Here is a 14,528-nt window from a genome sequence, read left to right as displayed (position 1 = left end):
CGTGCACTCAGGCAATTTTGGTAAAATCAAGGACACGGACATTTCGTCCCGCGTTGTGGGGACACAATATGCTGTATGCAGACCAACTGCTAGCACAAGATATAGGGCAAAAGCACAAAAAAAGTGTTGACGAATTAAACCCGGCGGCTTTCCGCCAAACAAAATAGGGGCGTCCATTTCAAGGTCGCCTCGTTCTTTTTTTGTTCTCAAAATCAGCGCGATGCAAGCCTTTCCTTACAGAAACCTTATGGCGTCCGAAAGGCCTGTTTCGTGGTCCCTTTTCTTTCCTCCATTCTCAGGAAGAAAGATCACCGATCAGGCCCGAGAGTTCCATTCTCTGCCGCGATTCCGCGATGCCGTCTCCTACCGCTAGAGCCGCTTCCAGTGCGCGACGCCCGGCCTGCGCATCCACCTTCACAGGAGCGCCATCCAGACAGGAGGCTGCGAAGGCCCGATGCTCGGCTTCCAGAGAATCGTGTTCTTTCCACGACGCAGCTTCCCGTCGGAAGCCTCCGGTCCCCGGCAACAGCATCCCCTTCTCGCGCCCGATCAACACCAGTTCACGCTTTCCGAAGTCGGCAGAGAGATAGCCCTCCGCAGAAAACAGCCGCATCTTGCGCTCGGTCTTGAGGGAAATCCTGCTGGCCGTGATGGTCGCCACGCAGCCATTCTCGAATCGCACCCGGGCGTTGGCGATGTCTTCGTGCTCGGAACTGACCGCCGCACCGATCGCATCAACCTGCGCGATGGGGCTGTCGACAATGGCCAGAATCAGGTCGAGATCGTGAATCATAAGATCGAGGATCACCGACACATCCGTGCCACGCGGCTTGAACGGCGCGATGCGGGTCGCCTCTATATAAAGTGGACGCTTGATTCGCGCCGTGATGGCCTCGTATTCCGCCGAGTAGCGGAGCAGATGTCCGACCTGAAGCACCTTTCCGGCATTACGAGCCAGTGTGACCAGTTCGTCGGCTTCCTCCAGAGTCGCCGCCATCGGCTTCTCGACCAGCACATGCTTCCCCGCCCGGAGCGCCTGCACGGCCAGCGTGAAATGCAACTCAGCCGGCACTGCGATGATCACGGCCTCGACCTGAGACAGCAGTTCATCGAGATCGCCGAACGCCTTCGTGCCTGCTTCCTTTGCCAGCGCTTCGGCCTTCGTTTGATCCGGATCGAACAGCCCCACCAGCGTCTCTCTAGGCGCTGCGGCTGATTTCAGGGCGTGAAACCGTCCGAAATGTCCGCATCCTACAAGCCCTACCCGTAGCGTGGAGGAAGAGTCGCCCTGAACCATGGTTTCACCCCTGAACCTGTTGCTGGGTGGCAAGCAAGCACGGGAAACCGCTGAGGGGAACACCTCACCCTCTCATACCGGCATGACCATTCAGCAGGGGCGCTTCTTTGGAAAAGGATCGCCCCCACTTAACGGACCGCAACAGATAAAAGTTTTTGGGTGTCGCCTTTTTCCAAAAAGGTGACGTTCTCTGAAGCTTTTTGGAAAAGCTTCATCTTACGCTTCGGAAATAAGGCAGCCCCAGAGCTGCGGGGGCCTCTCCGCCGCGACGACGCTTCCGTCTGAACACGGCGGGCAGCATGATAAAGGCCAGCGTTCCCAGATAGGGCAGCATGTTCAGGACCGGTGCGGCAATGGGCCATCCCCTTGCCTGCCCCAGAAACCCGATAGCGCTGATGAGACCAAACAGCAGGCCTCCTGCCGCCGCATTGAACGGTCTGAAACCGGCAAAAATGACCAGAGCGAGCGCAATCCAGCCGCGTCCGGCCACCATACCTTCCGACCAGCTCGGAATGACCGCCAGACTGAGATAGGCCCCTGCCGCGCCAGCCAGAGCCGCGCCGAGCGTGACATACCAGAATCGGATCGCGCGAACCGGAATCCCCGCTGCGTCGGCTGCGGCAGGGTTTTCACCCACGGCGCGCATGTTCAGGCCGTGACGTGTGTGAAACAGCACATAGTGACAGGCCGCTGGCACCAGAATGTAGGCAGGAACGATCAGCAGATTCTGCGCGAAAAAGGCGGGACCAATGATCGGCAACGCCGACAGGACGGGAATCGACACGGGCGCAAATGTCACGGGAGCAGGCATCCCCGCCACCGAGTGACCGATTACGGCGGACAGACCGACCCCAAGGAAAGTCACCGCCAGCCCGCACAGAACCTGACTCGCCTGCACAAGGACCGCCGCACAGGCGAACGCCATCCCCCCCAACGCTCCGGCAGCCGTCGCCGCCAGCAGGGCAAGCCAGGGATTGCCGGTTGAAACCGCCGTCAGGACAGCCGTGGCGGCGCCGACCGAAATCAGCCCTTCCACACCGAGGTTGGTCACCCCCACACGCTCGGCCATGACTTCGCCCACGGATGCGATGGCCAGAACGCCGCCAGACAAAACGGCGGTCGTCAGAAGAGCGGTCAGCATCTCGATCATGAGGCGCTCCTTGCCGTCCGTCCGGTAGTCGCCGGTGCGACGACCCGGTAGTGCGCACATTCGTCGGCAATGGCCACGAGCAGCAGCACCAGCCCCGTGATGGCCAGCACCACTGTCGCCGCGATCTGCTGGGTCTGGAGCACGATTCCCACATCGAGAATCAACGCCATAAGAAAGGCGGCGGGGATCACAGCGAGGCATGACCCACGCGCCAGCACGGCCACCACGATTCCGAGGTAACCGAAATTGTCCGCCATACCGCCCTGCAGGCGATGGACCGTCCCGGCCACTTCAAACATACCCGCCAGCGCTGCCAGTGCGCCGGACAGAAGCATGGCCGAAATGATCCTCACTTTGACCGGCATACCGGCATAACGGGCCATGCCCGCGCTGGCCCCGCTGATCCGCACTTCATAGCCCCACCGCGTGGAGGACATGATCAGGGCGAGACCACCCACGATCAGAAGCGCCACGGGGAACCCCCAATGCACGACGCCCCATAGATCCGGGATGCTCACAGGCAGACGTTCCGTTGAGGCCAGTGCCCCGGTCACACGGTCACGCCACGGACCGGTCGCCAGCCAGTAGACCAGCAGACTCGCCACAAAATTAAGAAGCAGTGTGGTGATGATTTCATTCACATTGGCGAAGGCGCGGGCCAGTGCAGGCAGGAGAATCCAGAGCATCCCGCACAGCATCGCCACAAGCGCCATCAGTGGCAGAATCAGAATCGCCGGGCCGTGAATAAACAGCCCCACTCCCGCCGCGCCTGCCGCACCGAGATAGAACTGCCCTTCTCCGCCGATATTCCACAACCCCATGCGCCGTGTCACCGTCACCGCACTGCCGGTCAGCAGCAGCGGCGACATGAAAAGTGCGAGGTCTTCCAGTCCGAACCGTGAGCCAATGGTGGACATCAACACCAGACGCGCCAGTTCGCCGACATTCCGCCCGGACATCGCCAGCAACAGGCTGACCGTGACGACCGCGATCAGCAGCGCTGCACATCGGCAGAGAAGTATCCTCTGGGCCGAGGCGGTCGGGAAACGCTGAAACCGGCTCATGATAACGCCTCCACAGGAGCCAAATCGGGACTGGTTCGCCCCCCCATCAGCAGACCGATCTGTTCGATGTCGGCGGTCGCGGAGTCCACAACCGCCATCAAACGCCCTCCACAGAGAACGCCGACCCTGTCGGACAGGCTGAGCAGTTCCCCGAGATCTTCCGAGACAATCACCACCGCCACACCTTCATCCCGCAAATCAGCGAAATAACGATGCATGGAAGCAATCGCGCCAATATCGAGACCACGGCTGGGATAGGCCGCCACCAGCAGTCGACGGGCGATCCGTATTTCCCGGCGCGCAACAAGGCGCTGCTGATTGCCTCCGGAAAGATTGCGCACTGGCATGGCGAAATCCGGAATACGCACATCCGCCACTTCGGCGATCGTCTCGGCAAGCGTGCGAGCGGCCGCGGCTCGATAGAGAACACCGCTTCCAACCGGTGGCCGGTCATATTCCCGCACCGCCATATTGTCCGTGATTCCGAGAGATGGCGCCAATGCACTGTTCAGACGATCCTGCGGAATATGTCCCACACCAGCTTTTGCGAAAGCCGCTGCCCCGGACGGCGCGGCTTGTCCGTCCAGCAGAACCACTCCCGTCGACGGTGTAATCAGCCCTGTCAGAATCTCCGTCAGCTCGCGCTGGCCATTTCCGGCAACACCCGCCACCCCGAAAATCTCGCCACCGAAAATATCAACCGTCACATCGGAAAGCGTGGCGACATTCTGCTCATTGCGGACCGTCACATCGCGCAGACTGACAACCGGCGTCGCACTGATCGGAGCGGCCTCTGGTGACCGCGTATGCAGATCCTGCCGCTGGATGTCATGTCCCACCATGGTCGCCGCCAACATGCCCGGTGAGCAGTCAGCCGTCTCCCACGTTCCCACATTCCGTCCGGCCCGCAGGACCGTCACCCGGTCCGTGATCTCCATCACCTCATCGAGTTTGTGACTGATGATGATCACCGCGTTACCTTTTGCCCGGAAGGCCCGCAGCGCCGTGAACAGTTCCCGCGTTTCTTGTGGCGTCAGAACGGCGGTCGGTTCATCGAGAATGAGCAGCCGTGCCTCACGGGACAGAACGCGCAGGATTTCCACACGCTGCTGCTCTCCGGCGGACAGGGTTTCCACCCGAGCGGCAGGGTCAACCGGAAAGCCGAAGCGTTCCGACAGTTCGCGTGTCCGCGCTTCCAACACGGCGCGGGAGGTGCGTTTGGGTGTCTCGCTCCAGCCTAGATGGATGTTTTCCGCCACAGTGAAGGCCGGGACCAGCTTGAAGTGCTGATGCACCATGCCGATCCCAGCCCTGATGGCGTCCTGCGGTGTCGCAAATTCCGCGCCATAACCGTCAAGAATGATCTCGCCCGCATCGGCCTGATAGATGCCCGTCACGACATTCATCAGGGTGGACTTCCCTGCGCCGTTTTCACCCAGAAGCCCAAGGATTTCTCCCGGACGCACGTCCAGATTGACATCCTCGTTGGCGATCACGCCCGGAAAGTATTTGGACACACCGAGCAGTTGCAGAACCGGTGGTGTGCCGCTCCGATTTTGCACAGGATCAGCCAAGGCCCGTCATCCCCTGCACGCCCCAGTCCCACTGGTAGATCGCCATGTCGTCCATGGTCGTGCCCGCCGGAATGCGGATGGTGCCGTTATTATCGCGGATCGGCCCCTGAAAAGGCGAGTATCCGGCGAGTATCCGATCACGCATCGCATCCGCCTGTGTTCTGATGTTTTCGGGAACCGTCTGCCCCCATGCATCACGGTCAACGCCATGCGCCAGAGTGAGAAAATTCCCGGCGGCTTTCCATGTGCCGTTCAGCCGAGCCCGGATCTGCTCAACATAGAAAGAGGAGAAATCCAGCACCACGCCACTGACATAGGCATTGGGACCGAAACGACGCATATCGAGATTCCACATGGCCGCTTTCAGCCCACGGCTTTCCGCGACACGCAGATAGGCCGGCTCATCCGTGATCCCGCACAGAAAGTCACACCCACTGTCTGCGAGAGCACTGGCGGCCTGTGTGGCGGCCTGTGGATCGAACCATGAGTTGGTGGACACCGCCTGCATCGTACAGGCCGGATTGACCGACTGTGCGCCAAGAAGCGTGGCGTTTGCGCTGGCGAAAACCGACGGGATCGGAAACGTCCCGACATAGCCAAGCTTATTTGTTTTTGTCAGGAGACCGGCTGCGATGCCGATGATGTAGCTCGGATACCAGTGCGTGATGTAATACCAGCCGAGATTACCAGTAACGGACGTGCCGTCACATTCCAGAAACGCCACATTAGGCGCGCGGTCGGCCACATCCTTGATGAAATCGCCATAATTCGAGGTACCGAACACCATATTCGCACCTTCCGCCACAAACTGACGAAAAATACGGGTGGCGTCAGCGGAATAGGGCACGCTCTCCACATAGACCGTGCGCAGTTTTGGAAACGCCTTCCGGACAGCCTGCACGCCCCTGTCGTGAGCAGTACTCCACCCGCCATCCGTGATCGGGCCTGTATGCCCGAATGCCACCAGAGCATCCTCCTCCCTGACGGGTGGCAGGGCCGCAACTGGCGCTGCGGCATTTGCGGCAAAAGGATCAAGCAGTGTCCCGGCCGCAAGAGCGCCAGCCCCTTTCAGGAATCTGCGGCGTCCGGGCAAAAGCAGCGCGTTTTTATGAAGAACCGGGAAGGAGCGCGACACTCTGAGCCATTCCTCTTCTGGACACCCTGTGACGTCACAAAGTCCCCTCACCTCGTTTCGAAACCGTTTTATCAGATTTATTGAGGTCGTTGCGCCGGTCAAGACAGATCAGATGATTCGATCAATAAAATCCTGGCCTTTTCAATGTTGCTTACAGCCTCATCCAACGGCGCGATGCTGCGGCAGGCATCAAGAACAATCACACTTTCAAATCCGGCAGCCTGCGCGTCGATGGCCGTGTATGTCACGCAGTAATCCAGCGCCAGACCCGTTACAAAGACACGTCTGATCTTCCTGTTCATCAGCCAGTCCTGCAGGCCCGTGCGCGTTATCCCGTCATTTTCCAGAAATGCGGAATAGCTGTCCACAGACAGCGACTGCCCCTTGCGGAGCTCCAGACTGACCGCCCTGCGATCGAGCTCCTCCGCCAGTGCCGCGCCGGGTGTATCGGCAACACAATGGCGAGGCCATTCTCCGCTCCGTTCCTCAAAGGAACAATGCCCAGAGGGATGCCAGTCCTGCGTCGTAACGATCGCACCGAATGGGAGCGTCATCAGCTGATTGATCACCGGAATCACGGCGTCGCCGTTCTCAACGGCAAGCGCGCCACCCGGAAGAAAATCATTCTGAACATCGACAACCAGCAGGGCGTCAGTAGAAGAAATCTTTATCATTCCGAAATGATAACGTACTTCGTTCTGCATGTCTTTCTTCTTCTGTTGAGTGACTGTTCGTTGCCCGCTTCTGCGTTGAGGACTATGGCTTCACGGAATACTGATCGTCTGCACAGATCCGGAGCCCGCGATGTTCATCATCGGCAAAATTCTGACCATGATCATGATGCCGACAGCCCTGCTTGTCGAAATCCTCCTCATCGGGCTTCTCCTCCGTCGTTTTCTGTTTGGTCGCGCTCTGGTCACGTTTGCCGCAGCAGCTTTCGCCATCTGCCTGTTCTTTCCGGTGGACCAGTGGACGATCAGGCCGATTGAAGACCGCTTTCCGCAGGTCAGAACACCGCCTGAGCATGTCGACGGGATCATTGTTCTGGGTGGCTCGATAGACTGCCTGACCAGTCAGGATCGTCAGACCCCCGTTACAGGCGCGGCCGGTGACCGCCTGACCACGTTCGTGGCGCTCGCCCGGCGTTATCCAGACGCCAAACTCGTCTTCACAGGTGGTTCCGGGGACATTGAGCAGGGCATCACCAACGAAGCGAAATGGGTGCGTCTCATCTTTGAAAGTCTCGGTCTGTCTGATGATCGCGTGATCTATGAAAATCGTTCACGCACAACACGGGAAAACGCCACTGACAGTTTCGCACTGGTGCATCCGAAACCTGATGAGACATGGATTCTGGTCACCTCCGCCAGCCACATGCCCCGTTCCGTCGGCGTCTTTCGCAAAGCCGGATGGCGGGTGCTCCCCTGGCCGGTCGGGTATGTGTCCCGCGACCATATCCATAATTACTCCCTCTCATTGGGAAACTGTTTCGCGATCCTGGACTGGGCTGCACATGAATGGATTGGCATGGCGGCTTACCGACTGCGCGGCTGGACAGATGCGTTTTTCCCAAAGCCTGAAAAGACGGACTGATGACACCAGCTTCCAAAACAACCGTATCCGATGACAGCACGGCGTCGGTCGCGCGTCTTTCTCCGACGTTCAGTCTGACAGAAACGCAGAAGCATCTTGTCGATGACATTATCGGATTCTGCCGGAAGCATATTCATGACAGACAGGCTGTTCTGATTCTGGAAGGTGACGCAGGAACAGGAAAAAGCCTTGTCCTGAACACAGCCTTTTCACGGATTCAGGAAGAGGCGAGAAGCCGTAACAGCACACTTCCGCTGCATGGAACCAGCAACACCCTTCTCGTCAATCATCCTGAAATGATCAAGCTGTATCGAAATATAGCAGCTGATATCCCTACTCTTCGCAAGAAGGATTATGAACGCCCGACCAGCTTCATCAACACCCTGCACAAGACCGCGGGACAGGCCGACATTGTTTTCATTGATGAAGCCCATCTTCTGCTGACCCGCAGCGATCCCTACAACCACTTTCGCCAATCGAACCAGCTTGAAGAAATTCTCAAGCTGGCGCGCGTGGTTGTCATGGTGTTCGATCCTCGTCAGACCCTGAAATTCAAGGGATACTGGGATGATGCTCATCTTCGGACGCTTTTGCAGGGCATCCCCACCGAGACGATCCATCTGACAGACCAGTTCCGTGTGCAGGCCCACCCGGATGTCATGCGTTGGATCAGGGCTTTCTGTGACGGAAAACTGTTGCCCCTGCCTGAAAAGCAGGCTTTCGATTTCCGCATCTACGATGATGCAGAAAGGATGTATCAAGACATCCGTGAATACGATCATCGCTGCGGCCTGTCGCGCATTCTCGCCACTTATGACTTTCCCTATACGCTGAATGGGAATGATCACTTCGTGCAGACAGGCTCTTTCCATCTCCGGTGGGACAGAAACCAGCCATCTCACCCGCTGCCATGGGCGGAGCGGCCGGACTCGATTGATGAAGTCGGCTCAGTTTACACCGTGCAGGGGTTCGATCTGAATTATGCAGGCGTTATCCTTGGTCCGTCTGTTTCCTACGACAAAACGACGGATCGAATCATTCTTGATCCCACGTTTTACGAAGACAGCGCGGCCTTCATCGGACGCGGGAGTTTTGGTGACACAGACACAGCTAAACGCCATGTCATGGCCAACGCCCTGTTCGTCATTTTCACGCGCGCCCGCAAAGGCCTGCTTATCTACGCGCACGATGAGGCTCTGAGAGCCCGACTGCATACTCTCTGGGGCAATCGGACCTGAGGGCGGGTTCCTTTTCAGACGTGCAGGACGTTCTGACAAATGGAGCGGGAAAAAGCGCCTGAATCGAGTTCATTCGGCAACAGATCAATCAGTTTCAGTTCATCGGCATATTGCGCCATCTGGTCTCGCAGCCAGTGTCCCAGCAGATGAACCGGAGCGGGTTCATGCGCCAGCATATGTTTGGCGTCATCATCGTTCATGTCAGGCATGTGCGCTGAGAGAAGCACAGCTGTTTCATCACGATGTTTTTCAATCCAGCGACAGGCATCCCGCAAGGCCAGAACAACAGCCAGCGCACCCTTGGGGTCTTCTGAAAGAAAATGGTTGGAAAGCCCAAAAACCTTATTTACCCGCTGGGCGTAGTTCCCTGTTGTCGATCCGGCGAGTTCGACCAGAAAAGACTGATTCTCTGACAAAAGCTGCCAGCCATCAGGATCGTGCAGCACAACACCGTCTACTTCCCGGCCATCGAGAGCCTGATCGATTCTGTCCTCCGAAACCGGTTGCCAGAGCACCTCGGAAGGATTGATGCCCTTTCGCCTCAGCAGGACAGAGAAGAAGCGCTGATCCGCTGCGTCCTCATTTAAAACAGCAATCTTTTTGCCGACCACACTGTCGATTTTTGTGATTCCAATATTTTTTCGGACCAGCAGTCTGAATGTGCCCGCACTGAGACCCACGACCAGTTTTGCCGGCACACCAGCATGCAACCGGGGAAGCCATGAGAGAGCTGCGGCGGCCGCGCCGACTACTTCTCCACGGGAGAGAGCATCAATCGCCTGATGACCCGTGATGCAGGGGCGCGCTGTAATTTCAAGATTGTAATGGCTGAAAAAGCCACGTTCCTGCGCCACGATAAACACGGGATCATCTTCCGGCGATGGCCAGGCCAGAACAAGGCTTCTGGACTGTCCGTCAGGTTCCTGAAGAACCTTCCTGGGATGAGTAAAGCGCCATCCCAGTCCACCCAGCACGCCGGTTCCGACAACCGCACCGGCCGCCACCAGTATATTCCGCCGGCTGCTCATACCGCTCTTCTTCCCGGGTTTTCTATCCATCTACCAGGCCTTCTTCCCTGCGGCTCGTTCACTGCCGGAACCTAGCTGCCCGGAGGCTGTGACAATGTCAAAGCCGCATGAAAAAAATCCTCACAAGAGGGGTTTACGACGGTTTCAGGGTTGGCTATACGATCGCCAACAACTGGTCCCGAATAGCTCAGTTGGTAGAGCAAGCGACTGTTAATCGCTGGGTCGTAGGTTCGAGTCCTACTTCGGGAACCACTTGTTCTTATTTTTCCATATAAAATCAAACAGTTACGCCATTATCTTGAATGGTCGCCCTGCATGTTGTCCCTCTTGCGGACTGACATTCACAGCGCTGTTATGAGGCGTTGTGAGACTATTTCCGAGCCCGACATGCGTAAGCTCCGATCAGCGCCGCCTCCGCTCGCCCATCGTCTTTCACGCGCTTGAACTGGTCGGCTGCTGTCGGGAAAAGCTGCATTGCCCTGGCTCTCGCTCCGCCCTTGTCGGCAGGACATCCGGTGGCCTTTTTCCAGACGGCTGGCGTCACGGTCGAAAGCGGCTTGCCAAGGGCAGCGGCCACGCCCTCGATGACACCCACACCACGACCGAACGCGAACGCTCCGACGGCACCCTCGCCCGGTCTGGTCGATACCTTCTCGAGCCATATCTCAGCCGGGTCATGCGCCCTCAGCATTGTCGCCAGTAGCGGAGCAGACACGATGTTGCGCTGCTTCTTCGCCACTGTGACGGCCACGGTCGGCATGTCGAAGATTTCAATCAGGTCGCCCGCATCGGACAGAATGGCGATTGCGCCGCTGTTGCCGGGGTCGATCGTGGCAATGGTCATCGGCCCAAATCCCACTGAACGGGCGGACGGGGACGAATGCGCTGCTCGCCGCCCCAGACCGCCAGCGCCGTGGCCAGCACCAGATCATCGTGAATACCTTCACGCCACGCTTCCATCGTCTCATTCCCGTGCGTGGTCTTCTTCACCCTGAACCCCTGCAACTCTGATTTCAGAGCTTCGGACGCGGTGGCCTGAGATGTGAGTTCGAGCCGGTCCTCGGCAAAGGCAATGTCCAGCGCGGACGCCAGCACCGACTTCGGCACATTCGCCTCCCAGCAGTTGGGTTTGTTCACCTTCGCGCCACCAGTGATCGACACACCGACAAGCGCCAGCCCCATTTCGCGCATGGTATCGACCACCGGAGCGCCAACACCCGTACGATCCACGAAAAGCGCGGGAGGAACAGGAGCCGCCGGAAGCTGGCCCATGACACTGCGTACGGATCTGGCGATATCAGGATAGGACGTGCCGCGTGGATAGCGATGCACATTGCGGATGCGATAGCGCCACGTCACCCGACGCTGCACGATCTGGGCCATCGGTTCGAATTGCAGCTTCTGCCAGCGCTGACGCTCACAGAGAAAGACTTCCGCCACGCAAATTGCTGTAAAATCCTGTGACTTTCCGAGATCGAGTCCGATGGAATACCCATCCAGATGACCCTCGGTGATGATGCGTCGATCTTCGACGACTGTGTGAGCTGGCGAGATCACACCCATCAGAAATGTGTGCCATGGCTGGGGTGCATGTTGCCCCACTGGTCGCACGGCACACCCGGACGGGTGAACGCTTCATGCCCGGTCACATTGACGACTGCATATCCGGTCTCAGGCACCTTTTCGCCCGGCTCCACAAGAACCGCGTCAAGGCCAGTGATGCTCAGAAAAGGAGGTCTGCTACTGGCGTTGGCCCTGACCATCTTCACTGTCACCCTATCCCTGACCAGCGCCCATGTTGTGCGTTTGATGAGATTGCCCGCCGTGGTCAGAAATGGGGGATCATCGGAAACAGACGCGATCTGGTCGGAAATATCTGTCATTGAGACCTCAGAAATTGAGTTCGAGCAGAGGCACATCGCGGGAGAACGCCCGCTCAATGGCCTCATCGGAAAAGAACTGGTCGTCAGCCTCGACAAACCGGCACATGAACTCCTGAGCAAACTTGTGCGGCCCGTATTCGGATTTCATGTCTTCGAGGTAGTCAGCGCTGATTCGTGGCACCTGAAGGGCGGTGACGCTTTCCCGCTGCCACTTCGGATCTCCACCGGCCCAGGTATGATAGAAATGGCCGCGCTTGCCGTTGGGCGTGCTCATCAGCACCAGCCGCCCGTTACTGGTCGCCAGCATCGGCAGGAAGGCTTCGTACAGGCTGTCATGAACGAACGCGGCCTCATCTTCCACGATCAGGTTCGGGGCGGAATAACCACGGATGCTGTCGCCGTCACCCGGCAGACTGACGATGCGGGAGCCATTGGCGAGCTTCAGTTCAGTCGCCGCTTCCTTCACCAGCCGGGGCGGTCCTTCCATCGTGTTGATGTGGCCGTAAATCTTGGCAAGCAGCTCTGAACTCTGACGCTGGGCCTTGGAGAAAAGCAGGATCAGGGAATTAGGCTGGTACATGCCCGTATGAAGACCCAGCACGGCAGTTGTGCTGGTTTTGCCCGACTGCCGGGTGCAGTTGAGCAGGATCCGGTTGCTGGTCGAGTTCAGAACGCTGCCCTGCCATGGGTCAGGATCAAACCCCAGACGTTCACGGGCGAACAGCACAGGGTCGAGACCGTGCCGGATATCGCGGGCCATGTCCTGCACCAGATCAGTCATCGATCACCTGTCCGAGCGCCTGCACCACGGCGGCACGGGCATCGGGGAAAGGCATCAGTGCCGTGAGGATACTCCCCTGCACGACCGTCCAGCCGGGCGCATTGACGATGTTGATCTGTACACCAGCACGGGAGCCTTCGCCGGTCACGCGGGCCTGACTGTCCAGCACGCCACGGGCTTCACGGATGGCGGCAATGGCATCCTTCAGCTTGCCCGCCTTCTCTGCCCGGTCGAGGAGCGCCATGGCTCGACCACGCAGTTCTTCAAGCTGGGCGACAATGCCAAGGGTCGGCTCGATCTCCTCAGAGGCCAGTCCGGTCGCCTTTTCGAGACGGGGCAGCAGATGGTCGGTGTAGTGTCTCTGAAGGGCGCGGGCCGTGACGCCGGGGAACGCCTCCGCAACCGAGGCACAGGAAGTATCCGGATTGATAAGCGCCCGGTCGATCTCCCTTGCCAGAGGGTGGGTGCAGATGCTGCACGGCCGCCCTCTTTTGGCGGCTGATCTTTTCGTCGCGCCGGTCGCTGAAACGGCAATTTCGCCGGTAATTTCGTCCGACGCTCCGGAGGCGTTTTCGACGGGTGATTTCACTCGACGATCCACACCTGATTCTGCTCCAGCCATGCCGCTGCCAAAGCCTCCTGATGGGCCTTCAGGTTGGCCTTGTCGTTGTCGGTCAGCAGATGGGCCGGGCGCACACTCAGGCGGCTTTTGGACGCCACCTCAAGGCGGATACCGCGCTGGGAGAAGTCGTTGAGCAGACGCTGGGCTGTCTGTTGCGGTGTGGCGGCAGGCTGCGAAGCGGGTGCAAGAGCCGCCGCGGCTTCCCGGCCAATGTCCTGATGCGGCATGTCCCGCCAGCGGATGCACTCCCGCGTCACACGCTCCACCTCGCGGCGGATGCGCTCCTTCTGACGACGATCTTCAGGACTGTTCAGATTGGCTCCGGTGTCGTTGGATCGTCTGGCCGCTTGACGGGCCTGCATGACCATCCCGTCCAGCTTCTGCCACGGCACGCCGCTACGACTACGGGCAGCGGAATGGGCCTCGAGCATCTCCCTGACCAGAATGCTGATTGGCTTTTCCTCAGTTGCAGCCTGCATTACATCGGACTCCGACGCCGATATCCCATCTCTCTCAGGCGGGCTTCGTATTCGGCCTTGGTGGCGGTCCGAGCATCGAAAGGGGCCAGAAATGCGGCGGGATAACGCTGTTTCAGATCCGCAATCTGTCCCACCGGCGGCAGGTCCGTGCGGGCGCATTTCAGGAGGGCTGTGTCTTTCAGTCCGGCCTGTGTGGCCAGTTGTTCAAGCGTGCTCACTGGCTACGCTCCTCTGTTGTTCGGGAACGCACCCACTCGATCAGCGCCGCTTCAGGCCAGAGGCGCTTACGCCTTCCCGGTACGATTGACGGCGGAGCCTTGCCCTCCTTCAGCATTCGACGAAGGGTCATCGCACTGACGCCAATCCGGCGCGCTGCAGTCTCCGTATTCAGCATGGCAGAAGTGTCTGGGGGCGCATTCATGAAAAACAGAATACAATGAAAGAATACGAAAAGATATATTCTTCAACAATGACCAAATTACTACACAGACACGTGCTGATACGTAGAGATACGTCGAGACGATTCGGATAAATATCACAAATTATTGCAATAATACACGAAACTGTATTTCAGGTGCGATTTGATCGCAAAAGGGCTTCAAAGGTTCGATTGGTGGTTTGGCGTGACAGAAAGAGGGACACAAAGAGGGGTTAGACTGTTTTCCGCCTTACACTTTCCCTGTT

General features: G+C 58.5%; 17 protein-coding genes and 1 tRNA gene. 3 read left to right on the top strand and 15 right to left on the bottom strand.

What is annotated here, in order from left to right; genetic code table 11:
- Positions 1 to 295 precede the first annotated feature (295 nt).
- The 6 genes from EMQ_RS14950 to EMQ_RS14925 all read right to left on the bottom strand — a co-directional run bounded on the left by EMQ_RS14950 (position 296) and on the right by EMQ_RS14925 (position 6,924).
- Complete coding sequence (locus tag EMQ_RS14950; RefSeq protein ID WP_010667326.1) at positions 296 to 1,297, bottom strand: Gfo/Idh/MocA family protein; 1,002 nt, start codon at positions 1,295 to 1,297, stop codon at positions 296 to 298.
- A 211-nt stretch (positions 1,298 to 1,508) separates the two neighbouring features.
- Entirely contained in the window at positions 1,509 to 2,447 is a 939-nt protein-coding gene (locus EMQ_RS14945; protein ID WP_010667327.1) for an ABC transporter permease, read from the bottom strand.
- Positions 2,444 to 3,511, bottom strand: a complete 1,068-nt coding sequence (locus EMQ_RS14940; RefSeq protein ID WP_010667328.1) for an ABC transporter permease — start codon at positions 3,509 to 3,511, stop codon at positions 2,444 to 2,446. The genes EMQ_RS14945 and EMQ_RS14940 overlap by 4 nt, the downstream gene beginning before the upstream one ends.
- A complete protein-coding gene (locus EMQ_RS14935; RefSeq protein WP_018307759.1) occupies positions 3,508 to 5,085 on the bottom strand; it encodes an ABC transporter ATP-binding protein in 1,578 nt (525 codons plus the stop codon). The genes EMQ_RS14940 and EMQ_RS14935 overlap by 4 nt, the downstream gene beginning before the upstream one ends.
- Positions 5,078 to 6,220, bottom strand: a complete 1,143-nt coding sequence (locus tag EMQ_RS14930; protein ID WP_010665826.1) for a BMP family ABC transporter substrate-binding protein — start codon at positions 6,218 to 6,220, stop codon at positions 5,078 to 5,080. The genes EMQ_RS14935 and EMQ_RS14930 overlap by 8 nt, the downstream gene beginning before the upstream one ends.
- Before the next feature lie 98 nt (positions 6,221 to 6,318).
- The gene (locus EMQ_RS14925; protein ID WP_010665827.1) at positions 6,319 to 6,924 is read right to left on the bottom strand and encodes a nicotinamidase; all 606 of its coding nucleotides are present in this window, start codon (positions 6,922 to 6,924) and stop codon (positions 6,319 to 6,321) included.
- A gap of 100 nt (positions 6,925 to 7,024) precedes the next feature.
- Here EMQ_RS14925 and EMQ_RS14920 point away from each other — a divergent pair, with 100 nt between their 5' ends.
- Positions 7,025 to 7,813: a YdcF family protein gene (locus EMQ_RS14920; protein ID WP_010665828.1), complete on the top strand. Its 789-nt coding sequence runs from the start codon at positions 7,025 to 7,027 to the stop codon at positions 7,811 to 7,813.
- Entirely contained in the window at positions 7,813 to 9,051 is a 1,239-nt protein-coding gene (locus tag EMQ_RS14915) for a DUF2075 domain-containing protein (RefSeq protein ID WP_010665829.1), read from the top strand. Before EMQ_RS14920 ends, EMQ_RS14915 begins: the two co-directional genes overlap by 1 nt.
- 14 nt (positions 9,052 to 9,065) lie before the next feature.
- Here EMQ_RS14915 and EMQ_RS14910 read toward each other — a convergent pair whose 3' ends face one another.
- Positions 9,066 to 10,079 (bottom strand): ABC transporter substrate-binding protein, encoded by a 1,014-nt coding sequence (locus EMQ_RS14910; RefSeq protein WP_018307760.1) that lies wholly within the window; start codon positions 10,077 to 10,079, stop codon positions 9,066 to 9,068.
- 176 nt (positions 10,080 to 10,255) lie between these two features.
- Here EMQ_RS14910 and EMQ_RS14905 point away from each other — a divergent pair.
- Positions 10,256 to 10,331, top strand: a tRNA-Asn gene (locus EMQ_RS14905).
- A gap of 118 nt (positions 10,332 to 10,449) precedes the next feature.
- Here the strand turns inward: EMQ_RS14905 and EMQ_RS14900 are convergent.
- From EMQ_RS14900 to EMQ_RS14865, 8 genes are read right to left on the bottom strand one after another with little or no spacing between them, the layout of a single operon-like run.
- Positions 10,450 to 10,923, bottom strand: coding sequence for a RuvC family protein (locus EMQ_RS14900; protein WP_010669098.1), 474 nt, complete (start codon positions 10,921 to 10,923; stop codon positions 10,450 to 10,452).
- Complete coding sequence (locus EMQ_RS14895; RefSeq protein ID WP_010669099.1) at positions 10,920 to 11,642, bottom strand: hypothetical protein; 723 nt, start codon at positions 11,640 to 11,642, stop codon at positions 10,920 to 10,922. Before EMQ_RS14895 ends, EMQ_RS14900 begins: the two co-directional genes overlap by 4 nt.
- A complete protein-coding gene (locus tag EMQ_RS14890) occupies positions 11,642 to 11,962 on the bottom strand; it encodes a hypothetical protein (protein ID WP_010669100.1) in 321 nt (106 codons plus the stop codon). Before EMQ_RS14890 ends, EMQ_RS14895 begins: the two co-directional genes overlap by 1 nt.
- 7 nt (positions 11,963 to 11,969) lie before the next feature.
- Positions 11,970 to 12,743 carry a terminase large subunit domain-containing protein gene (locus tag EMQ_RS14885; protein WP_018307761.1) on the bottom strand — a complete coding sequence of 258 codons (774 nt, stop codon included), beginning with the start codon at positions 12,741 to 12,743 and terminating at the stop codon, positions 11,970 to 11,972.
- Positions 12,736 to 13,365: a hypothetical protein gene (locus EMQ_RS14880; RefSeq protein ID WP_231367906.1), complete on the bottom strand. Its 630-nt coding sequence runs from the start codon at positions 13,363 to 13,365 to the stop codon at positions 12,736 to 12,738. Before EMQ_RS14880 ends, EMQ_RS14885 begins: the two co-directional genes overlap by 8 nt.
- Entirely contained in the window at positions 13,329 to 13,844 is a 516-nt protein-coding gene (locus EMQ_RS14875; protein ID WP_010668887.1) for a hypothetical protein, read from the bottom strand. Before EMQ_RS14875 ends, EMQ_RS14880 begins: the two co-directional genes overlap by 37 nt.
- Entirely contained in the window at positions 13,844 to 14,062 is a 219-nt protein-coding gene (locus EMQ_RS14870; protein WP_010668888.1) for a hypothetical protein, read from the bottom strand. The genes EMQ_RS14875 and EMQ_RS14870 overlap by 1 nt, the downstream gene beginning before the upstream one ends.
- A complete protein-coding gene (locus EMQ_RS14865) occupies positions 14,059 to 14,238 on the bottom strand; it encodes a helix-turn-helix transcriptional regulator (protein WP_010668889.1) in 180 nt (59 codons plus the stop codon). Before EMQ_RS14865 ends, EMQ_RS14870 begins: the two co-directional genes overlap by 4 nt.
- Between the last annotated feature and the right edge of the window lie 290 nt (positions 14,239 to 14,528).

It is taken from the genome of Acetobacter aceti NBRC 14818 (assembly GCF_000193495.2).
GTDB lineage: Bacteria > Pseudomonadota > Alphaproteobacteria > Acetobacterales > Acetobacteraceae > Acetobacter > Acetobacter aceti.
This window is presented reverse-complemented; position numbering and strand designations above follow the sequence as displayed.